Annotated in this window: 15 protein-coding genes and 2 tRNA genes; 4 read left to right on the forward strand and 13 right to left on the reverse strand. The window is 42.0% G+C overall.

Translation table 11 applies throughout. The annotated features are described in order from the left end of the window. Nucleotides 1–142: 142 nt before the first annotated feature. Both FBB35_RS14025 and FBB35_RS14030 read right to left on the reverse strand, forming a co-directional pair. Complete coding sequence (locus FBB35_RS14025; RefSeq protein ID WP_174710122.1) at nt 143–436, reverse strand: type II toxin-antitoxin system RelE/ParE family toxin; 294 nt, start codon at nt 434–436, stop codon at nt 143–145. Then, nucleotides 433–690, reverse strand: coding sequence for a type II toxin-antitoxin system ParD family antitoxin (locus tag FBB35_RS14030; RefSeq protein ID WP_174710123.1), 258 nt, complete (start codon nt 688–690; stop codon nt 433–435). Before FBB35_RS14030 ends, FBB35_RS14025 begins: the two co-directional genes overlap by 4 nt. 414 nt (nt 691–1104) lie before the next feature. Here FBB35_RS14030 and FBB35_RS14035 point away from each other — a divergent pair, with 414 nt between their 5' ends. Beyond that, nucleotides 1105–3555 (forward strand): HEAT repeat domain-containing protein, encoded by a 2451-nt coding sequence (locus FBB35_RS14035; RefSeq protein WP_174710124.1) that lies wholly within the window; start codon nt 1105–1107, stop codon nt 3553–3555. Nucleotides 3556–3680: 125 nt separating this feature from the next. Here the strand turns inward: FBB35_RS14035 and FBB35_RS14040 are convergent, their stop codons facing one another. From FBB35_RS14040 to FBB35_RS14060, 5 genes are all read right to left on the reverse strand, one after another. Beyond that, complete coding sequence (locus FBB35_RS14040) at nt 3681–4598, reverse strand: hypothetical protein (RefSeq protein WP_174710125.1); 918 nt, start codon at nt 4596–4598, stop codon at nt 3681–3683. A gap of 353 nt (nt 4599–4951) precedes the next feature. Beyond that, on the reverse strand, nt 4952–5629 hold the full coding sequence (locus FBB35_RS14045; RefSeq protein WP_174710126.1) for a SnoaL-like polyketide cyclase: 678 nt from the start codon (nt 5627–5629) through the stop codon (nt 4952–4954). A 181-nt stretch (nt 5630–5810) separates the two neighbouring features. Then, nucleotides 5811–6290 carry a GNAT family N-acetyltransferase gene (locus FBB35_RS14050; RefSeq protein WP_174710127.1) on the reverse strand — a complete coding sequence of 160 codons (480 nt, stop codon included), beginning with the start codon at nt 6288–6290 and terminating at the stop codon, nt 5811–5813. 101 nt (nt 6291–6391) lie between these two features. Next, nucleotides 6392–7996, reverse strand: coding sequence for a 2-isopropylmalate synthase (locus tag FBB35_RS14055; protein WP_174710128.1), 1605 nt, complete (start codon nt 7994–7996; stop codon nt 6392–6394). Nucleotides 7997–8091: 95 nt separating this feature from the next. Further along, nucleotides 8092–8613, reverse strand: coding sequence for an NYN domain-containing protein (locus FBB35_RS14060; protein WP_041565194.1), 522 nt, complete (start codon nt 8611–8613; stop codon nt 8092–8094). Between the two features lie 740 nt (nt 8614–9353). Here FBB35_RS14060 and FBB35_RS14065 point away from each other — a divergent pair. Beyond that, nucleotides 9354–11714 carry a CHASE2 domain-containing serine/threonine-protein kinase gene (locus FBB35_RS14065; protein WP_174710129.1) on the forward strand — a complete coding sequence of 787 codons (2361 nt, stop codon included), beginning with the start codon at nt 9354–9356 and terminating at the stop codon, nt 11712–11714. A 350-nt stretch (nt 11715–12064) separates the two neighbouring features. On the opposite strand, the gene gorA is transcribed toward FBB35_RS14065, so the two are convergent. Continuing rightward, nucleotides 12065–13426: a glutathione-disulfide reductase gene (gene gorA, locus FBB35_RS14070; protein ID WP_174710130.1), complete on the reverse strand. Its 1362-nt coding sequence runs from the start codon at nt 13424–13426 to the stop codon at nt 12065–12067. A gap of 336 nt (nt 13427–13762) precedes the next feature. Continuing rightward, nucleotides 13763–16087 carry a tetratricopeptide repeat protein gene (locus tag FBB35_RS14075; RefSeq protein ID WP_174710131.1) on the reverse strand — a complete coding sequence of 775 codons (2325 nt, stop codon included), beginning with the start codon at nt 16085–16087 and terminating at the stop codon, nt 13763–13765. Nucleotides 16088–16332: 245 nt separating this feature from the next. Here FBB35_RS14075 and FBB35_RS14080 point away from each other — a divergent pair, with 245 nt between their 5' ends. Beyond that, on the forward strand, nt 16333–17184 hold the full coding sequence (locus FBB35_RS14080) for a peptidoglycan-binding protein (RefSeq protein WP_174710132.1): 852 nt from the start codon (nt 16333–16335) through the stop codon (nt 17182–17184). Between the two features lie 335 nt (nt 17185–17519). On the opposite strand, the gene FBB35_RS14085 is transcribed toward FBB35_RS14080, so the two are convergent. The 3 genes from FBB35_RS14085 to FBB35_RS14095 all read right to left on the reverse strand — a co-directional run bounded on the left by FBB35_RS14085 (nt 17520) and on the right by FBB35_RS14095 (nt 19447). Further along, entirely contained in the window at nt 17520–19121 is a 1602-nt protein-coding gene (locus FBB35_RS14085) for a TROVE domain-containing protein (RefSeq protein WP_174710133.1), read from the reverse strand. Between the two features lie 37 nt (nt 19122–19158). After that, nucleotides 19159–19280: transfer RNA gene (locus tag FBB35_RS14090), tRNA-OTHER, on the reverse strand. 37 nt (nt 19281–19317) lie between these two features. After that, nucleotides 19318–19447, reverse strand: a tRNA-OTHER gene (locus tag FBB35_RS14095). A gap of 522 nt (nt 19448–19969) precedes the next feature. Here FBB35_RS14095 and FBB35_RS14100 point away from each other — a divergent pair. After that, a complete protein-coding gene (locus FBB35_RS14100) occupies nt 19970–20704 on the forward strand; it encodes a hypothetical protein (protein WP_174710134.1) in 735 nt (244 codons plus the stop codon). A gap of 48 nt (nt 20705–20752) precedes the next feature. On the opposite strand, the gene FBB35_RS14105 is transcribed toward FBB35_RS14100, so the two are convergent. Next, a complete protein-coding gene (locus FBB35_RS14105) occupies nt 20753–21883 on the reverse strand; it encodes a quinone-dependent dihydroorotate dehydrogenase (protein WP_174710135.1) in 1131 nt (376 codons plus the stop codon). Nucleotides 21884–22011: the final 128 nt, after the last annotated feature.

A 22011-nucleotide genomic window follows, 5' to 3' on the forward strand; every position in this document is an offset into this window, starting at 1 on the left:
ATTCCATAATTAAAGTATTTTAAAATATTATATATGCTTGGCTTTTATATACCTGTATCGGGTTTGTATTGTATTAAGTTAGTTTTATACGCCTGAATAGAGCGATAAGTACTAAACCAAAAACATAGTTACAGTTTAATTATTAATCTACGAACAAAGATTCTAAATCTCGATAACCACTGGCAACACGAGTAATACTAATTCCGTCTTCCATTGGATAGTAAAATATAATGTAATCATCCACAACAAAACCGCGCAGATTTCGTATAAGCCTTCCATAACTTTTTCCCATATTGGGGAAACTCGCTACTAGTTTACATTTGGAGCGAATGTCATCAAAAAGCTTACTAGCTGCTTTTGGGCTACTCCGAGCAATATATTCACAAATTTCATCTAAATCTCGAATTGCTGCATCTGAAAATGAATAATTACTCATCCAGCAGACTCCTCAGCAATTAGACGAATTTTTTCTTGTAATCTAGCAAATACAACTTCGCCATCAGTTACTTGCCCCTTAGCAATTTGTTCAGTTCCCACAGCAATTTTCTGCTGTAATTCTTCAAGTCGCTGCTCTCTTTCTTGTAACAGTTTAAAGGCTTCATTGATGACATCATCTGCATTAGTAAATCTCCCACTTGCAAGCTGTGCTTGAATAAATTGCTCTAGTTCTGGTTTAATTTTGATGTACATATTTTCTAGCTCTATATAATTAATATTCTTATCTAGATTCTAACAGCATTGCTTTCTCGATCGGTAACTAACCATCCCACAAATGCCGTAAGCGTTCAGGCATAATAGTCTTTCCTGACGACGACTAACGATGTGGTAAACCGCAATTGTATTTTGTAATTGCTACCCATCACCATCGATATTTATCTTCCTCGTACCAAGGTGTTTCGTCAAGGCACAAAAGATGCTCATGGACTTTATCGCTGTTATGGGTTTAAAATTTGACAATGCTAATCAAGCTTGATCAAAGCGGGGCAACCAGTGCGTAGGCGTAGCCCGTCGTAGACATCGCTAACCCACATTGACAGTTAGATTACAATCTTAGGTATAGTTTCTCTGACTGGAGTTGTTCATCGGGTGATTCAATCCGATTCAATGACAAAGCATACCAGACAAGTATTACTTAGTGCGCTCAAGGTAGTTGTCTTATGCCTGACACTGTTCCTACTATGCACAAGCAATAGTTGGGCACAAATCACTACTGACAGCAAAATTGCTCCCCTAATTGAGAAGCTGATAGATAACGATGCCCACATCAGAAGCCTTGCAGCAGATGCATTAGTTAATATCGGTTCCCCAGTAGTGCCGTCTCTGATTGAAGCTTTGAAAAATCAAGATAGTAATCTTCGCTGGCACGCGGCTTCGGTTTTAGGAGATTTGGGTGCAGAAGCAGCACCAGCAGTTTCAGCCTTAAGTGCGGCATTGCAGGATGAAGATGGACAAGTCCGCCTGTACGCCACCTTAGCTTTAGGAAATATTGGTACAGCAGCCAAAGCAGCAGTTCCATCGTTGATGGCCGCATTACAAGACAAGGAGCAATTCGTTCGCATTTATGTTCCTTCTGCACTCAGAAAAATTGGTGTAGAAGCGAAAGTCGCTGTCCCAGTATTAACTGCTGCCTTAAAAGATAAGAACCCCACTGTACGTTACAATTCTGCCTATGCTTTGGGTGCAATGGGTACAGAAGCAGTATCTTCTGTCCCGAATTTAATTGCCCTGTTGAATGATAACCAGTTCTACGTGCGTTTAGGTGCTATCAAAGGTTTAGGAGGAATAGCGGCAGGCTTTCAGGACAAGGCAAATGCTTTACCTACCTCCAAGTTACAGAAAGTCATCTCAGACTTTGAAGAGGTATTGACAACTATACAAAAATACAAAGATAAATTCACAGAAACGGACATTAGGCTGATACGTCGCCCTCTCAATGCCTTGAAAGCAGAAAAAGAAACTCGCCTTTTTGATAGAGTTCTGGAATCGCTATTTAAGCATAAATTACTTTTGGGAATTGCCGCTTACATTATTTTATTGCCTTCTATTTGGTTAATTCTCTTGCGGGTAGCCCCTTTATGGTTGTTGAAAATTAACAACGCCCTCAAACCCTACACAGATTTTTCTCTCCCATTTATCAGCGTTAATGTACCTCTGCGATATGTGCTATTTGTTGGCTGGTTTCATTACCATCCCAGAGTATTAGATGCGTGGGTAGCTAAATATATCAAAGCAGCCCGCGAACAATTTCCCAAAAAGGATACAGTTAGCAGTCGCGCCTGTTACATTCCCATTCCCGTTGTTCTGGATGGTACAACAGTTCCTCAACTGATGAATCAGAATTTGCGCTCAACTTTCGAGAAACAACGTAGCTTTCTAGTAATTGGTGGGGAAGGAGGTGTAGGTAAAACCAGTTTAGCGTGTCGAATAGCTGGGTGGGCAATGGCTGAGGATGAAGATCAACAACTCTGCAAACATTTGATGTTACCTGTGCTTTTGGAAGAAGAATTTCGGGTAACTGAAGTTAAGTCACCGCTTTTAGAAGCCATCAGAGGACAGTTGCAAGCTTTAATTGATGAACCAGAGCCGATTTGTCAAGAATTACTGTTACGTTTGTTAAGAAAGAAACGCATTCTAGTAATTGTAGACCGATTCTCAGAAATGAATGCCACTACACGAGAAGCAATTGAGCCGGAGTCGCCAGAGTTCCCGGTGAATGCCTTGGTGATTACTTCCCGAATTGAGGAAAAGCTGGGGCGGGTTAATAAGACGATAATTAAACCTCTGCGGATTGAGGCGAATAAACTATCGTCCTTTATGGAAGCTTATCTCATGCAGCGAGGTAAACGCGATCGCTTTACCGATCAGGAATTTTTTGACGCTTGCAACCGCCTTTCTCTCATGGTAGGTCAAAATAACATCACTGTTTTGCTGGCTAAACTTTATGCTGAACAGTTAATCGCCAGTAAAGACGTTACATCTAATATTTCTGCGTTGCCAGAGAATATTCCGAATTTGATGCTGGGTTATATCAATGAACTCAATCGTGATGTTACAGACAATCAATTTGATGACCGCACTGTTCATCAAATTGCTAAAACCATCGCTTGGGAATGCTTGCAACAAAGTTATCAGCCAGGAACCGCCAAGCGTGCAGATGCTATTGTTGCATTAGCAAATTTGGGTATTGATGACCCCGAAGCACACCTCAATTATCTGGAAAAACGTTTGCACCTGATTCAAACTATCGGTTCTGCTAAAGACAGAATCCGTTTTTGTCTTGACCCTTTAGCTGAGTATCTTGCAGGGTGGTATTTAATCGAATTGTATGGCAATAACGATGGCAAATGGCGATCGCATTTTTTCAAAAAGGCAGATGAGTTAGTCAAAACAGGTAGACAAGATGCCATCAAAGGCTTGTTGTTGGCGGTGCGAGATTGCTATTTATCGGAGGTTCAAGGTAGCAAAGAAACGGACTTTGTACCCCAGAAGTTGGGTAAACTCGCTGGGTTTACACCTCCAGTCACAGCAGTTAGTACTGTGCAAGTAATACCATGAGCGATCGCATTAATGTAAGCATAGCTAAATTCCTCTTTCTGGGTAGTAATGTACATTCAACTGAAATTTATGGTTTATTTTTTATAGCAATTCTTGAATGAGGGGCATTGTAAATCTCTGTTAAATTACCGCCACCATCGCGCTACATCCACAATTGCACGGGCAAGTTCTGCCGTTGCTGCTTCACCACCTAATGCAAAGATAACTGGAAACAATGCCTTAATATCTTGCAGCAAATCAGGGCGAGTCCGAAGAGATAGTTGATGAAGTGTATCTTGCCAAAGGGGAAAAAGTTCGGTGGATGGCATTTTTGACAAACCGGAAGCCAAGGCACTCAAGGCATTGGCACGATCATACTTATCCTGAATCGCCCTGGCAGCAGCAAGGGCTTCTGGCAATATCTCTGGCAGTTTGTCAGCTAAGGCACTCAAGGTATCGGCACGAAACAAATTAAACTGAACCGCCCTGGCAGCAGTAAGGGCTTCTGGCAATAACTCTGGTGGCAGTTCCTGTACTAAGGCACTCAAGGTATCGGCACGAAAAGACTCATCCTGAATCGCCCTGGCAGCAGCAAGGGCTTCTGGCAATAACTCTGGTGGCAGTTTCTGCGCTAAGGCTCTCAAGGCATTGGCACGATGATACTCATCCTGAATCGCCCTGGCAGCAGCAAGGGCTTCTGGCAATAACTCTGGTGGCAGTTTCTGTGCTAAGGCTCTCAAGGCATTGGCACGATGATACTCATCCTGAATCGCCCTGGCAGCAGCAAGGGCTTCTGGCAATAACTCTGGTGGCAGTTCCTGTGCTAAGGCTCTCAAGGCATTGGCACGATGATACTCATCCTGAATCGCCCTGGCAGCAGCAAGGGCTTTTTGCAGTGCCAGTTCTTGAAGATTTGGTGGCAAATAATTAACTAGTTTTGTCAGCGAGTTGACTTTATTCTGTGGGTTTGGGTTTTGCAGGGCGTAAGCTAGTCCCTGTTCGGGAGTCCACTTCTTGTTTTTAACCAAGGCAAGCAATAAATTTACTGGTACATTAGCTGCCAAACTATTCTGTTATGTTGCTGACTGATGTTGTAATGTTTGGTGACTAATATTGTAATATTACTCACTAATGTCGTAATGTTTTGGCAGTTGCTTGAATCAGGTTGACAGTAATAGTCATCTGCCTTGGTAATTAATTCCTAATATTGTTTACGATAACAGTGGATGGGTGGGCGATCGCTGCAATCGTGAGTTAGGCGAATCAGATTGCTGCAACGCGCCGTCAACAATTCAAGGTGCGTTTTTTAATTATGATACAAATAGGTTGGTAGGGGCACAACATGTTGTGCCCCTATGCAAAATCTATATGTATCAGGGTTTTAGTGAAATGGTATTAGCCTACGGCGTAACGCACACTATATATACTGATTTTGAGAATGGAAAGGACAACCACCTGCCGTTAATTTCTGAAGAAAGACATTATTATCAAAATAATGCTCTAAAGACTCAATCTTCAAATCCTCAGTGACGCGAGCAATACTAACTCCGACGATTTCTATTGTTTCACCTGTGGGTACATAATCCTTATAAGAACCATTAAATGTTCCCCAATGTCGCCACTTAAAAGTAACATTAGGCGGCCCCGAAAGGACTTCTGTTAATTCCCAAAGGAAGCCATTAGGAAAGGCTGTATGAAAAACTTGAAATGAAGATTCAAAGGTTTCTGTTTCAGAGTCATATTGCTCAGTTTTACCCAAAAACAGGTTATAAGTACCTTCATCTGCAACATCCTGAGCAGTGAATTGTTGTCCCCCATTGGTACTCATTTTAAACTTATCAGTAACAATCGAAAGCCACTGTTGAGGATTAGATTTATTAGAAGCTTCCATCTCAAAAGTGCGGACTAAGTTTTGAGCGATCGCTTCTAAAGAACCTTCAGGATGTTGAAATTTACTCTCTTGATGAAGAAATTCATTGGTGTATGAATAATCCGGGCGTTTTCCTTCTCGCCACTGTACTTCTTCATCATGAGCAATGACTATATCTCTATCTTGTAACCAGAGTGGCAATTCTGTCGTTTTCTCGCTACTCATACAAGCTAACTGGTTATAAACGTCGTTTCTTAGAATAAAGTTTTAGACATATAAGTAAATATAAAAATCTAAAAAAGTAAACAATATTAATAATTAAATAAATATTGCACAAAGCTTCTTGAGCTAGAAACTTATCCTATTGAATTTAGAAGCTTTTTAGTCTGCAAAAAAATTGGTGTACTTAAATCAAATCTAATTGCATTATATTCCCTTCAGCAAAACCGAGGCTGGAGTAAACTAGTTTACCCAATGGCGAGGCATTAAGAACCACTCGCGTACAACCGAGTGCTTTTAAATATTCAATTGCTCTATTAGTCAGAGATTTAGCAATGCCTTGTCTGCGGTAAGACTCTTCAACATAAACGCCCCAAATATATCCAAATTTGCGGTATTCATCTTTGAAAATATTGGGGTATAAACCTGCAAATAGTTGACAACTTACAGAACCCACAACTGTATTATCAATCTCTGCAATAAAAGCCTTGTAAAATAAATTTCGACGTGCTTCTTCTATAAATTGGAGGGTAATATTCTGCCACTCTGGAAGAATATTACTCTCATCAACACCAATATCTAGCCACATTTGGTAAGAGTGTTTTGCAATCAGTAAATCTTCTTTGGTGGTGGCTTCTCTGATAGTTATATGTTTTTCTATCAGCATAATTTCCAACGATTTTTGGAACTCACAAATAACTCCTCCCCAAAGTTGGAGAGGAGTTTGTTAGCATCAGCTAAAAACTAGCAGTTTCACAGATTCCGATCTCAGACTTTCTGTGCAGTTACTTCCTCTGGCTTTTGTTGAGTTTGCAAAGATGCATACAACCTATTCAACGCATTTACATAAGCTTGCGCGGATGCCACGATGATATCTGTGTTCGCTGCATGACCAGAAAACACTTTAGATTCATAACGTAAACGGATCGTCACTTCTCCAATGGCATCAATACCGGCTGTTACTGACTGCACAGAAAACTCAATCAACTCGTTGGGCACATTCACCACACGATTGATGGCTTTGTAAACTGCATCCACTGGCCCAGTACCGATCGCAGCATCGGTTAATTCTTCGCCTTCTGGGGTACGCAGAGTAACTGTAGCAGTAGGACGGGCGTTGCTACCACAGGAAACTTGCACCAACTCTACCCGGAACAAATCGGGTGCTTGTTGGATTTCATCGTTAACGATCGCCTCCAAATCCCAATCAGAAATATCTTTCTTTTTATCTGCTACTTCTTTGAATCTGACGAAGGCTTTATTTAATTCAGTATCTGACAGTTCAAAACCCAATTCTTTTAATCGGGTACGGAAAGCATTTCTCCCTGAATGTTTGCCCAAAACTATTTGATTGTCTGTTAAGCCAATCAATTGGGCATCCATAATTTCGTAGGTGAGTTTGTTTTTTAACACACCATCTTGGTGAATTCCAGACTCATGAGCAAAAGCATTCGCCCCTACAATCGCTTTATTTGGTTGTACCAACATTCCCGTCAAATTGGAAACTAAGCGTGAGGTTTTATAAATTTGTCGGGTGTCAATATTTGTCAGGGATTCTTGAGAATCTTCTGGTCTGCCGAGATAAGGGTTAAAATATTGCCGCCGGACGTGCAGCGCCATTACCAATTCTTCTAGTGAGGCATTGCCGGCGCGTTCGCCAATGCCATTGATTGTACATTCTAGTTGCCGTGCGCCATTTTTCACAGCTTCTAAGAAGTTAGCAACTGCCAAGCCTAAATCATTGTGGCCGTGAACAGAAATAATCGCTTGGTCGATGTTGGGGACATTTTCGATAATGCCTTTAATTATTGCCCCAAATTCGCTTGGGGTGGTGTAACCCACGGTATCGGGAATGTTAACTGTTGTTGCACCAGCTGCGATCGCTCGCTCTAACACTTGGTACAAAAATTCTGGATCGGAACGAGCCGCATCCATTGGCGAAAATTCGACATCTGTCATGAAGGATTTAGCATAAGCTACCATTTCTTCGGCGATCGCTAGCACTTCTGCTCGTGACTTTCGCAATTGATACTCTAAATGAATATCAGAAGTCGAAATAAATGTGTGAATTCTGCCCTTTACGGCTGGTTTTAGTGCTTCTGCGGCTGCTTCAATATCTGCTTTAATCGCTCTTGCCAAACTGCAAATTACCGGGCCATTTTCTATCCCCACAATTTGGGCAATCTTGCTGACTGCTTCAAAATCCCCGGGACTGGCAAAGGCAAAGCCTGCCTCAATTATATCCACACCCAGACGCGCTAGTTGCTTGGCAATAACGAGCTTTTCGTCTATGTTCAGAGTCGCTCCCGGACACTGCTCTCCATCTCTGAGTGTAGTATCAAAAATGATAATTCGATCTGTTTTGTTTGTCATTTGCGGTTTGTTGTTTAATTTTTACTTGTGGCTCAATATATCTTCAACCTTAGTTTTTCTTTTACTCTTACCTTTGTAAATAATTGCTAAGGCTATTAACCTTCGGTTTTTTCTATTTGATCTCTGATATCATTTAAATCTATATATCTATCAGTAGCGTTCCGTAGTTCTCTAGCGATCATTCCTTCTGTTGATACTACCGTAATATGTGTATTTTTTGAGCGTAATAGTTCGATTGCTCGTTCAAAATCTCCATCACCACTGAATAATACTACTCGGTCATACTGGTCTACTGTATTAAACATATCTACAACAATTTCAATATCTAAATTCGCTTTTTGCGAGTAACGACCAGAAGTATCATCATAATATTCTTTAAGAATTTTAGTTCGGACTGTATATCCTAGACTAATTAGAGCATCTCTAAAACCTCGTTGATCTTGTGGGTCTTTTAAGCCAGTGTACCAGAATGCATTAATTAATGTTGTTTCTGATTGCTCATGTTTAAAGTATTCTAAGACTCGTCGCGGGTCAAAAAACCACCCATTTTTTTGTTGAGCATAGAACATATTGTTTCCGTCTACAAAAATAGACAGACGATTCATTGGAGAACCCATACAAATTTACACCTAATAATATATATGAATTTAGATGGAACAATAGATTATAGCAATTTTCAAATAGCAAGTTTGCTAATATCTATAAAGTAGCTCTTCATCTATAGCTTTTATCCTACCTCTTTCAAGGCCTAAAAACGGATGCAACATTGGAGTTGAGATGCTGGGTGCTAAACCTTATTCACCTCCAGCACTGCAAGAGCTACCATCTGAACAAAATCTACCAATAAAATTGAACCAGTAACAGCATTTATCGCTGTATAACATTAAAGTTTACTCCTAAAGAGGTATAGCATAAGCTTAGGGTAGGATATAAATTTATGCCTATCTATAGGTAGAGCTATCAGTATCAGGACATGCTTTCTGGGAGTACCAATATTGCGCCAAAGACAGAAGACGGACTTAGGACAGCTTCTGGTAAAACACCCAGTTAGGAGCGTACCTGTTGGTTAGGTTAGGATCAAATCTCGCCGCAACCAATTAGCAGAGGCGAAGTATATCCGGCTCTGATCTGTGAGACAATCACTAGTTGTAACTCACTTAACAGAAAAACAATAATTTAGGCAGTACCTAAGTAAGAATCTTTTGGGGGCTAGCTCTCCCGATAGAGGTTTGTTGACGAATAGAAGATACTTTACAAATGTATAAGATTATCATTTAAGTCTTATTTCAATGTGCTTGCACTAAAACGTGGTCTGAATAAATAAAAGTGTTGGACTTAAATCAATCAGTAACACGATATGGCAGAAGAACCTACATCTACCTTAACTAAAAACTATGTCTCTGCTGCCAATAGACACTCAAGTAAACCGACAAAAGTAACGTCAACAGCATCGGCTCGCCAGTCTAGATGGATGATTCACTTAGGTCATCTCCTCGCTGGAGCTTGCGTAATGGGTGCAGCAGTGCTGAGTGCTTCTGGTGGAGAATCAGTTCAATTGATAGAAAATAAGGCGCTTTCTGGCTTTTTTCAACTGCGTGGGCCGATTGTACCTCCAGAAGACATCGTAATTTTAGCAATAGACGATCAGTCAATATCAGTTCCCGAACAGTACTATAAAACAAATCCAAAACAGTATGCCTACCTAGAAACACTGAAATCTTATCCTTATAAACGTGCTGCATACTCCCAGATAATTACAAAGTTAATTAAAGCAGGTGTCCGCTCTGTAGCGATAGATGTAGTTTTTGACACGCCGAGTAGTTATGGAGTTACTGACGATCGCCAATTCCAGGCAGTATTACAAAAATATGGCAGTAAAGTTACCTTAGCAGCCGTCTACGAAAATTCACAGACGCACCAAGGGACTTTTACACAACTGACAGACCCACAACAGATGTTTCGTACAGGGTCAGTTTCCATTGGCTCAGTTAATTTCCCCGTAGAGGTGGATGGTAAAGTTCATCGATTGGCGAGTGAGTTTTCTAAGTCGTTGGTTGAAGATACTTTAATGGAGAAGCTACCCTCCTTTGATGAAGCAGCACTCAGGACAGCACAAGTAAATTATCCGCGACCAAAAGGCGATCGCATTTATTTTTGGGGTTCTGCGGGTACATTTGAGCAAATACCCTTTTGGCACGTACTAGACCCGGAAAACTGGAACACCTATTTACAGCAGGGAAAGGTCTTCAAAGACAAGATAGTGCTGATTGGTGCGACAGATAAGTTAAATAATGATTATTATCCAGTCGCTGCTAGCAACAGCGCTAAACCGATGTCGGGCGTGGAAATTCACGCCAATGCAATCGCAACTTTGATGTCAGGAAAAGCGATCGCTCCAGGAATTAATACTCCACCATTGCAGGGTTTGTTTGTGCTAGCTCTAGTTGGCAGTACAGCCTTGATGATTAGCAGACGCAAGCGTAGCATCAATAGATTTTTATATAGCCTCGCCCTATCTGGCGCTTGGTTAGGAATTAGCTATGGGTTATTTGTCTATGGTGGATTAATTTTTCCTACGATTGTACCAATGATTGCGATCGCCATGACCGGACTTTCCTATCTAGGAACCTCAGTCATGAGGGAAAGCATCAGAAAACGTCAATTAGTAAACATTTTTCAGAAATATAAAACTTCTCCCGTTGTCCAAGAGATTATCAGTCAACAACATGACTTGCAATACCTAATCCAGCAACGAGATTTAGCCTTATCAGGGAAAGTTTTGGCTCGACGCTACAAAATTGTCAAAGTTCTCGGTTCCGGTGGATTCAGTGAAACATACATTGCCGAAGATACCCAACGTCCGGGGAATCCGTTATGTGTTGTCAAGCAACTAAAACCAGCCAGCACTAAACCAGAAGCCTTACAACTTGCCAGACGTTTATTTCACTCAGAGGCGCAAACCCTAGAAAAATTGGGAACACACGATCAGATCCCTCAACTTTTGGCGTATTTTGAAGAAGATGAAGAATTTTATCTAGTGCAAGAACAGATAATTGGTCATACTTTAAATCAGGAATTGCCACCAGGTAGAGCAATTGATGAAATTGCCGCGATCAAAATTGTTAGAGACTTATTGCAAACATTAATATTTGTTCATAAAAATAATGTGATTCATCGGGATATTAAGCCTAGTAATATTATCCGGCGACACTCAGACGGAAAACTGGTATTGATTGACTTTGGAGCCGTCAAAGAAGTCAGCACAAAACAGCTTGATACTCAAGAGCAAACCCCCTTCACCATTGGCATTGGGACTCAGGGGTACGCACCCAGCGAACAATGTTTTGGCCGTCCCCAATACAGTAGTGACATCTATGCAGTGGGTATGGTTGGGATTAGAGCCTTAACTGGTGTAGCACCCCGTGAGCTAGATAGAGACGCTGATGGAGAGATAAAATGGAGCGATGCCTACGGCGGTAAACTACGCTCCCAAGTAAGCCGCTCCCTTGCTAATATTCTCAGTAAAATGGTACTGGATGACTTCAAACACCGATATCAGTCTGCATCAGAGGCTCTTGAGGATCTGAAAGCTTTTGACGATGTTGTAGATTCCCACAGCAGATACCCCATCCTAGAAGATGACTCATTAACAAATACTTTAGACCAATTAAACGCCCCCACAAAATCTTGCTCAGAAGCGTCCTCAGAAACTTCTTGAGAAACACGCAAAGGCAGGGGAGGCAGGGAGCAGGGGGCAGGGAGCAGGGGAGGCAGGGGAAGAGAAAGAAATAAGGTAATTTCTGATGAAAAAATACCTATGTTGACGAGTTTCGACAACTCTTGGAGACGCTACGCGTAGCTTGCTTCCTCACAGGGGTACGCTCAACTCTCGACCACTCAGTTGGTTGAGCGGAGTCGAAACCAACGGCTATGGTAAATCTATTACTAGAATTCACCTAAGTGTATTTAGGGCTATAACGCTCGTAAAAAATACTAAAATTTTCTCTTCACTTCCCCCTGCTCCCCCTGCTCTTTTCAGGTTGCTCCTCTGCCCCCTACCCCCTTCACTCATTCCTGCATCTGATTTAATAACGAAAAAAATTCTTCTCCTACCGTAGGGTGAATGCCTATTGTTTCATCCAAGTCTTCCTTGGTAATGCCCTTGCGAATTGCCACACCCAGACTTTGAATAATATCTGCTGCATGTTCACCCACCAGATGAGCGCCCAAAACTTGCCCAGAATCGCCATTTACAACTAACTTCATAGTGGTTGGCTCATTTTGTTCGGTTAGCTGATACAAAAGTGGTTGGAATTGGGTGCAGTAGCATTGTACAGATTCACCAAATTTTTCCCGTGCCTTCGCCTCCGTCATCCCCACACCAGCCGCTTCTGGACGGCAAAAAACAGCAGAGGGCACATAATCATAATCTAGTTTTTGCACCTTGTTGCCAAAAACTGTATTGGCAAAAGCAATACCTTCTGCCTTCGCCACTGGAGACAATTGCACTCGACTGGTGCAGTCACCCACAGCAAAAATATTTTCTTGGGTGGTGCGGCTGTATTCATCTACTTTGATTGCACCATGTTCGCCAAGTTCAACATGGGCATTTTCTAAACCAAGATTCTTGGTATTTGGAGCGTAACCTGTGGCAACCAAGATCGTATCTGCTGTAATTATTTCTCGCTTCTTACCACTGATAGTCAATAACAAACTCTCATCTGAGTATTTGATTTCTTGAACAGTACTACTAGTCAATAACTTAATTCCGCGTTTGCTCAAACCTTGTTGTACCGCAGAGCGAATGTCATCATCAAACCCCGATAAAATCATCTCGTCTTTTTCAATCACCGTCACCTGGCAACCGAAAGCGTGCATCATACTGGAAAATTCTACGCCAATGTAGCCACCGCCAATAATTGCTAAACGTTTCGGTAGATAAGGTAACTGAAACATCTCGCGGGATGTAATGGCATATTCTATGCCTGGAATTTTGGGCTTGAGAGGTTGCCCTCCCACAGCAATTAAAATTTTGTCGGCTGTAACTTTAAGTCCATTGATATCGACAGTATGAGCATCGATGAAAGTGGCACGATCGCAAATTAGTTCAATTCCAGCTTTGTGTAATTGCTGAAAGTAAGACTGGTTAATGGTGTCAAGATGCTGATTTACTGACTTAATGAATAATGTCCAGTCAAAATATGTTTGACACTCACTCCATCCATAACTGGGCGCTATTTGCTTTTGTAGGGCGAAGTCAGCAGCGTAGACAATCAGTTTTTTGGGAATGCAACCGCGATTTACACAGGTTCCACCGATGGATTCTTGTTCGGCAATAGCAACACGGACACCGTAACTAGCTGCTTTTTTAGCTGCTGCCAATCCACCAGGCCCAGCACCAATGACAAACAGGTTGTAATCAAATGCCATAAAAATCTGTTCCTTTTTTACTTTTTGGAAAGCAGAGCTATTTCATTCCTTATAGTTATTCAGACAAAACTTAATCTACTGTCTTTGGGTGGACAAGTTTGGATGGAACCATTTTGATATGTAGCAAATTGCCGCTTTGCTTGCAATTAGATTGAAAAGGAATAGCGTAGGCGCAGCCCGCGTAGGCATCGCTCAAATACTGCTAAGTTATATTACATTATCTTGTAAAAAAATATCTTGTCTAGTTTTGGTGGATATGCGATCGCGCTTTTAGGGATTTTCAAGAAATAAATAAATTATTCCATCTTGTAGCGTGGGCAACATCAGCGCCTATGATTACAGTGAATCAAGGAAAATTTGCATCTCCTGTGCATCCCGTGTCATTCCCAAGAACTTAAAACCATCAATAGCCTTAATTGACATTTGGTAGGCTTTCTCTGCACTTCCCCACTTTTTCTCCCAACGGGCAAGAGAACGCTGATAGCGAGCCAAACGCCGCTTGTTGTGAGTCATTTCAGCGACAGTGAAGCCTTGAATTAATAGTTTTTCAGCTCGATCGCGATCGCCTTGTTCAATTGCAATATCAGCCAGCCAATTTTGAGCAGAATTGATCACCCGATGCCAACTAATTTTTTCTGCACTTTTCATCACCTCTTGAAAGAGCTTCTTTGCTAAAAGATATTCACCTTCTAAATAATAGATTTCAGCCTGATGATAAAGAACGGGAATAAAATAGCGGATGTGCTGTCGCTCTTCTAGATTCGCCTCGATCACCAATTTTTCTTCTACCGTTAGCCAGTGGCGTGCATCTTGATAATCCTTCTGTCTAATTTGCAGCCTAGCCATACTTTCGGCTAAGTCAGCCTGAACACATAAATCTGCATGATCACGCAAAATCCACGTCCGTCGCAAAATTTTGTCTGCTTCTTTCAGACTCACAGAGGAACACTCTCGAATTAGTAGCCAGCTTTTGCGGACGATGATTTTTACAAAACAAGACCATTCACCACGCCGTTCTGATTGTTCTATAAGCCATTGCAGCCAATCTAAGCGATCGTCCCAATAGGCATAGAGATTTGCATAGTGGCTTAAGAGAAGCCATAAATCCCTAACTGCTTCATAGTGTTCTTTATCTTCACACCAATGAAGTACTGCTCGCAGATTTCCTTCTTCTGGTTCTAACTTATTGTAGTGTATCCATTTTTCCCAATCTTCTCCGGCATAATTGTGGGCAAAATCAAGATACCATCTCACCCAGCGCCTTCGTGCTTCCCTCTCAAAATCTGGGTAAGCGGCTAATTCTGCTAAGGCATATTCACGTGTCAGAGAGAGCATATCAAACCGCTTAGTTTCTGGATTGAGATTCACCAAGGAAAGTTGCTGCAAACGCGCCAAGCCATTATTTACAGCATCAGGAGCAGCTGTTAGTCCAGCAACCTCAGCCACAGCTGCGAGTATGGCAGAGTCAGGAAAAATCGCTAGTGACATGAGTAACTTGTGGGGTGGTTGTCCCTTGATTCCTTGTACTGATTGCTCAAAGCAAAAACGAGCCACATCACCTGTAGCCGAGGTTAATCGATTCAATACCGAGTTTAGCGAGTAGCCACCGGATAATTGACCAATAGAATATACGATCGCCAGAGGGATGCCGCCAGTGCGATCGTAGAGTTGCTTAGAGTCTTCATCGTTGATGCTTATACCTTTTTCTTCAGCTTGTTGTCTAATCAACTGCAAACCATCATCTGGAGGTAAGTTTCGCAGACGGATTGGCAGCAAGGCAATTTGTTCGCGGCTAGTAATTATTACTTTGATGCAAATGGGTAGATTATATAAAAACTCAATAACCTCATTTCTGTCCTCTATAGTCTCCATATTGTCCACAATCAACAGTGTTCTCCGTTTTGAGAGAATTTGGCGAACACGATCAAATTGGTCATTGGGAGGAGATTGAAGAATTGTCGGGTCGTCTAAAGCATTAGCAATTTCTCGAAAGATATCGCGTAGATTACGCTGTCCCTGTTGCCGCCACAAGATACTATTAGTGGGAATAAGTTCTTGTTGTTTAGCTGAAGTGAAAATAATCGCATCAAAGTTGGGTGCGTTAGAAGAGTTTTCGTTACTAGCTTTTAAGCATAGGTAAGCAGCTGCTAACACCAGCGCTGTTTTACCTACGCCACCAATCCCATGTACTGTAATCATGTGAGCGCCATGCACCGATGAAAGGCGTTCTAATAGCTTTTTCATATCTGCCTCCCGACCAATAAATTGGGTGTAAGTCGGTGCTGGCAGATTGTGAGGGATGTCACGGCGTTGGATAGCAGCTACAACAGATCCTTTACGATAACCATGTTTTTCCAGAACATAGACAAGATTACTGGACTTAACACTTTTATTTGCTTCTCCTGTCAAAACTTCAATATCCCGATAGATATTGCTTAACCCTGCTCTGACAGCAGCGTTTTCTTTGTGCAAATCTTGACCAATTTTTTTCAAGCTGTACCCACAGAGTAGCCCAAGTAACAGGTCTTTCCTAGTACTTTGTCTGTAACGCTTTTGAAGTGTAACCTCCAAATTCGTCAGTAGTCGGTCTATCTCCCAGTCCTGCAAAATCTTGCGATTCCAACTTTTAGGTAAATTCCAATCTTCTGACTGACCTGGCATAAATATCACCCAGTAAATTTGTAATCAATGTGGCATTAGCAACATTTTAACGAACAAAAGTTTGACAAATTAATAACAAAATCACAACATTTTTTTAACAGTGTTAACTCCTGTCTTAAATTTAACCAGTAAGCTAATTTTATAAGTTTATTTTTTGTCTCTAGTAAGTAGAGACTGGCGACCATATCGACTTATAAGCTCTAAACTTTGCCAGATAATTTTTTCACAAATTACCCAATAAAGCTATGACAAATAAAACACTTAACTTTCTAAATCTCTTGTTTGGACTAAAACAATCCCGGCGTTATTTTCCAGAAGAAAAACAAGTCTGTGTATTCAATAAACGTCCCATATTATACCGAGGTTTTTCGCCAAACTCTGCACAAGAATCAATCAATGAACTCCAAGAGCGACTGCAAGCTCAGGGTTTTCTCTCAAATATTAGTGGTAAATTTGACTTAGAAACAGAAGAGGCTGTAATTAAATTTCAGAAAGCTAATAATCTTCAGGTAGATGGGATAGTCGGGCCACTGAGTTGGTCTTGCCTTTTCTACCCAAAGCTTTACCGCAATCAAAAAAGTATGTCTCCAAAGTTACAGGATGCAGTAAAAGAACTGCAAATTATTCTGAATGAAGAAGGATTTTTCAAAAAAGAACCTGACGGGTATTTTAGTCGTGAAACTGAGAGAGGCGTTAAACGCTTTCAAAGAATTTATGGACTGAAAGATGATGGTATTGTTGGGGCTGCAACTTGGGCTGTACTTTTGGGGATGCGACAAAAAATAGACAACAACAGCTTTCTCCGGTTAGTTTATTTTCTACCACCTCAATCCTGGTTTCTATGGGAGCAGTTTTTGATGATCTTTTTTATTATGTTAGGTATTTATTCTAGCCCTATAGGAAGAGATGCTCCTAAATGGCATATAGCCTTAGCAACTGCTTATGCACTCACATGTATAGTGCCTTTTCTCTTAGAGTGTTTACCTTTGAAGCCATCGAAGCAGACTAGCTTACCGCTTTTACAATACGCTCCTTACGTGTTAACTGGTATTTTTTGGAAACCAATTATCAATTTCATGGGGGGATTATTTAATTAAACATTTGGTAGTTAAATAAATGATGAGCGATGTCTACGACGGGCTACGCCTACGCTATTTTATTTTGTGTCTAATTTTCGGGTTGTGCTTGTAAAGAATTGGAATGTCTACGACGGGCTGCGCCTACGCACATCGAAGACACCCTACTCTTACCCATCGTAAATCCTGAATCAAACAAAGGCGGGTGCGGGAGTTGAACCCGCTAATCCCCACAATGGTGGAGACGTTAACCGATAACCCTAATTCTTCGTCCCCGAAAGGCAAGTTGCGAATAAGGATAACCCGCCATGAAATACGAAGGATAAAGTGTTTCATCCTTTACCCTTCAGCAATATCTACAATTCACCCGTAGCCAGCATCTGGATGATCCGAGGTGTACCTGGGTCAAACCCTGCCAAATCCCAAGATAGCGAATCTTCAGGATTTACCAAAGTAATTTGGTAAGGTGTCAAGGTGACATACACCGCCTTGACGTTAGGATTTACCTTTTTGCGGTACTCCTTCAGCGCTTGACTTGGATGCTTATACCCGGCCCAGCTTTCCGAGTCAGTCCAAAAGCACACAACATCTGCTTTAAACTTATTCTTAATCATCCAGTCGTAAGCTACAGATGCATCCGTTCCACCGAAGTTTTGATTGCTAGCTTTGCGAACCGCAGAACTAAAACTATCTTTGGCACTGATACCTAATTCACGGAATTCTGTAGAAAAGCCGCGAATCATATAGTTTTTCTCTGCTTTTGCTGTCACCAGTGCCATTGTGGTGGCAATTTCACAACAACTCAGTCCCATATCTGCAACCAAGCTACCCATAGAACCAGAAATGTCCACGGCGTGCATAAAGACTTTACCTGTGGGTTGCACAACATCAAAAGACAGTTCAACTGCCTTTTCTAAAATGTCTACAATCCGAGGAACTGGATTCCAAGTTTTCTTACTGCGTCCTAATGTTCCACCAGATTCATAAGTCTTGAGTGCTTTCAAAACATCAATCGGATGGATGCGACCTTTACGCAGATGTTCTCTGCGATTAAGAACTGCTTCTACTCGCAGCAAATTGTCGCTTTCATCGGCTCGTAACACACCTAGTTCAGTTAAAGAACCTAAGTTACGCAGCATTGCACCTATTGGCATTTCCTGAAATAGCAACTGCCAAGCTTGCCGATCCATTTTGCCCACAGGTGCAGCCATTTCGTGGGTTAAACGTCCTTGAGAAATAGCTTCATGAGTTTGGGTAGGATTTCGCTTCAGCCACTCATACCACCAAATCTGCGCCAATGCCTCTGAGGGAATATCTGCTGGCAATTCTTCCCAGCCTCTAACTACCCATTCAAATAGTTGACGGTGATTTTCTGTAGGCGGTTTGACATGGAACAACCGCAACGCATCTCGGTGAGAGAAGCCTTGACGCTGTTGATATTTCAACAATTGATAAGCTAAACCTTTGACATCTTCCCTTGAAAGCCAAGTTTTACCAGCTTCCCGCACGACTTTGCCAAATCCCCGCAGAGATTTGGTGTAGTTCAACCATTCGTAGAAGTGGCTACCAGTGCGAACAACTTGCGGGAAGATTTCACCAAAAGCCTGTTTTGCCTGTGGTGCTTCACCCATAGAGAGCAGTACCAAAGCTAATATGGGCGCACTATTGTTGATGGCACGTCCATCGCTAGCATACAAAATTTCTTCCGCTACACGGCTGGGATTTTCGGCAACAGCAAGTCTTACAACTGTTACAAAATCCTCAGTTAATTCCTGTTTTCCGGCGTAGTAAGTGCTTTTTGCTGTGCCAACCAAAAGACAACGGCGCAGCATTTTCCAAATGCCAGCATCAAACATAAAGCCGCCGGAACGTCCCTGAACCATTTCTGCTTCTCGTCCAGGGATAGGCTGATTTTGGGGTGTTGTATTCTTATTTTTAGTGAAAAAATTGTAATTCATCGCTTCATCTCCCGGCCCTTACGGGCAAAAATGAAAGGTGGCGAAGCGGGAATCGAACCCGCGACCTCTCGAACCCTATTCGATAACCCTAATTCGTCGGCCTTTGCAGGCAAGGGATGAAAAAGGATGTTTAGCGCTCTACCTCTGAGCTACCCGCCACATAAAAATTAAAAATTAAAAATTTCAGCACTAGATTTGGTGTAGTGGAGCGGGAATCGAACCCGCGACCTCCCGCTTGGCAGGCGATAACCCTCGATTCGTCGGCCTTTTCAGGCAAGGGGTGAATAAGGATATTTAGGCGCTCTATCCACTGAGCTACCCACCACATATAAAGTTATTAGTTAAACATTTAAAATTCGTGACTCAGCACTGAATTTGGTGTAGCGAAGTAGGATTTTTACCTACACCTCCAGAAGTTTGATCGAGGGTGTTTAAGTTATATACGATAACCCTTAATACGTCGGCCCTTGCAGGCAAGGTGGGCGCTCTGTCATTTGAGCTATCCGCTACTGGCGCAAGTTAACTCTCTGGTGAAAGTTGACTTGTATTATTACTGTAGTATATGTATTATCTGCTGTCAAGGGACTGACGATTTAAATTTATAGAGTTGTTGGTTGAGTTAAAAGCCTTCTTTTTTCTCTGGGTACAAACTTTTGTGCGTAGTTTGCCGCCGTAGGCATCGCAGACCAATGTTAGACAAGTTCCAGTTTCAAGAGGCTATAACACCTACACGGTAAAGCTTTTGCCGGCAAATTTGCCGTAACTTTGCCAAAAGATACAAAAAAGTGTCACAATTTTTGCCAATATATATAATATTATTTCCACAAATTCACTTGGCAAAAATCGGCATGAGTGAAAAACCCATAGAAGACAACGGCAAGGCTTTTCTCGTTCTACTTTTGCCCATCTCGTTTTTGATTATTTTCCTGGTTGCTACCTGGAGAATTTTGCTAGCGCTAATTGTGCTGGCAATTGGCTTCAAGATTTGGCAGGAATATCAATGGCAACAGTGGACTGTACGAGTTAACCCAATTTTTCATCAGTTGGTTCGAGAAAATCAGGGCAGACTTACGCCTATGGATTTGGCAATCAAGGGCAATTTTCCGGGAACAACGGCAAAACGCTACTTGGATGGTAAAGCCTCGGAATTTGGTGCCAGTATAGTCAATTCCGAAGAAGCGGGCCAGTCTTATTACTTTATAACTGCCAGCATTCTCGGCAATATTCTTGACAGTAGTGAGCCTGTTAAAGAACTTCCGGCTCAACCAGTTACTAAAACTGCGCGATCGCTCTTAGCAGCACCACCACCAACAACACTTGAGGAGGAAGAAACAGAAACTGAATCAATACCACAGCTAACCCAAACCCATGAGGAAGCTAAACGATCGCTGGAAAAACAGTTAATTTTTGGCTCTCTGATCCAATCTGAACTTGCCAAACGGCTAAATGTCTATTCCAGCACGGTTTATAAACGACGAAATGATCCAGAGTTTCCTGAATGGAGTCGCAGTAAAGACCCTGATGGTATTGCCTGGTCATACTCGGAAAAAACTAAAGAGTTTTTCCCAGTAGAGGAGGAATAAGAAGGCAAAAGTTAAAAGGCAAAAGGCAAAAGTAAGAACTTTAAAGGTTTACTTTTTATTTTTTACTTCTAAGCCCACAGCTTCTTTGATGGAATTTAATCCACTTTGTTCTAGCTTGGAAAGTAAACCTGCTAGAATCCGGCGTACCATCAGTGGGCCTTCATAAATCCAGCCTGTATAAACTTGGATCAAGCTAGCACCAGCAGTAATTTTTTCCCAAGCATCCTCTGGGGAAAAAATGCCACCAACGCCAATAATTGGGATTTCTCCTTGGGTTTGCTGCCAAATAAAACGAATTACCTCAGTGGAGCGATCGCGCAATGGTTCACCGCTAATTCCGCCAGCTTCTTCTTGAGGTGATTTGCCTGTTTGGTTAATCACCTGGGTTTTCAGTCCATCACGGCGGATGGTGGTGTTAGTTGCAATAATTCCCGCCAGTTGGTAGGTTTTAGCCAAAGAGATAATGTCAGCGATCGCAACCCAATCTAAATCTGGCGCTATCTTGACAAAAATTGGTTTATGTGCATTGTTTTCTTGTTGCAATAAATTCAAGATGGCACTGAGCATAGAAGCATCTTGGAGCGATCGCAACCCCGGCGTATTGGGAGAAGAGACATTAACAACAAAATAATCTCCCAAATCCTTGAGTAGGCGAAAACTACCGAGATAATCTTGTGCGGCTTCTTCTAGGGGAGTTACCTTAGATTTACCCAAATTTATCCCTATGGGTATTAAGTGGGTTGACTCCTGTTTTTCCTGTGTCAAACGGGCCGCCATTGCTGCTGCACCGAGGTTGTTAAAGCCCATCCGATTGAGAGCGGCTTTATCCAACGGTAGGCGAAACAAACGGGGACGCGGATTTCCTGGTTGTGCGTGAAAAGTTACAGTTCCTAGTTCTGCAAAGCCGAAACCCAGATTAGACCAAATACCAGCAGCGACTCCATCCTTATCGAAGCCAGCTGCTAATCCTACGGGATTTGGGAAGTTTAGCCCAAACAAATTTTGTTCTAGGCGGGAATCGTACAGACATAAAGATTTTTGTAAGCGTTGGTTTGCCCAACTAGTAGGGGTTTGTGATAGCCAGCTAAAACTGCGAATCGTCTGCTGGTGTAACCACTCCGGGTCCGTTTTTACCACATTGAACAAAAGCGGACTAATTGCAAATTTATAAATATCCATTAGCTTTGGGGACTGGGGATTGGGGACTGGGGATTGGGTATTGAAAAGAGTTATAAGGGGGAGTGCGCGGTGATGAGGAGAGAAATTTTCACTCTGCTCCTTGCTCCTTCCCCAGTCCCTAATCACCA

The organism is Nostoc sp. TCL240-02 (assembly GCF_013343235.1).
Classification (GTDB): Bacteria; Cyanobacteriota; Cyanobacteriia; order Cyanobacteriales; family Nostocaceae; genus Nostoc.

Coding starts and splice junctions, on each gene's coding strand:
- FBB35_RS14035 (WP_174710124.1), top strand. CDS start 1,105: ATGACAAAGCATACCAGACAAGTATTACTTAGTGCGCTCAAGGTAGTT.
- FBB35_RS14025 (WP_174710122.1), bottom strand. CDS start 436: ATGAGTAATTATTCATTTTCAGATGCAGCAATTCGAGATTTAGATGAA.
- FBB35_RS14085 (WP_174710133.1), bottom strand. CDS start 19,121: ATGAATTACAATTTTTTCACTAAAAATAAGAATACAACACCCCAAAAT.
- FBB35_RS14050 (WP_174710127.1), bottom strand. CDS start 6,290: ATGCTGATAGAAAAACATATAACTATCAGAGAAGCCACCACCAAAGAA.
- FBB35_RS14055 (WP_174710128.1), bottom strand. CDS start 7,996: ATGACAAACAAAACAGATCGAATTATCATTTTTGATACTACACTCAGA.
- gorA (WP_174710130.1), bottom strand. CDS start 13,426: ATGGCATTTGATTACAACCTGTTTGTCATTGGTGCTGGGCCTGGTGGA.
- FBB35_RS14060 (WP_041565194.1), bottom strand. CDS start 8,613: ATGGGTTCTCCAATGAATCGTCTGTCTATTTTTGTAGACGGAAACAAT.
- FBB35_RS14065 (WP_174710129.1), top strand. CDS start 9,354: ATGGCAGAAGAACCTACATCTACCTTAACTAAAAACTATGTCTCTGCT.
- FBB35_RS14045 (WP_174710126.1), bottom strand. CDS start 5,629: ATGAGTAGCGAGAAAACGACAGAATTGCCACTCTGGTTACAAGATAGA.
- FBB35_RS14105 (WP_174710135.1), bottom strand. CDS start 21,883: ATGGATATTTATAAATTTGCAATTAGTCCGCTTTTGTTCAATGTGGTA.
- FBB35_RS14080 (WP_174710132.1), top strand. CDS start 16,333: ATGACAAATAAAACACTTAACTTTCTAAATCTCTTGTTTGGACTAAAA.
- FBB35_RS14075 (WP_174710131.1), bottom strand. CDS start 16,087: ATGCCAGGTCAGTCAGAAGATTGGAATTTACCTAAAAGTTGGAATCGC.
- FBB35_RS14100 (WP_174710134.1), top strand. CDS start 19,970: ATGAGTGAAAAACCCATAGAAGACAACGGCAAGGCTTTTCTCGTTCTA.
- FBB35_RS14030 (WP_174710123.1), bottom strand. CDS start 690: ATGTACATCAAAATTAAACCAGAACTAGAGCAATTTATTCAAGCACAG.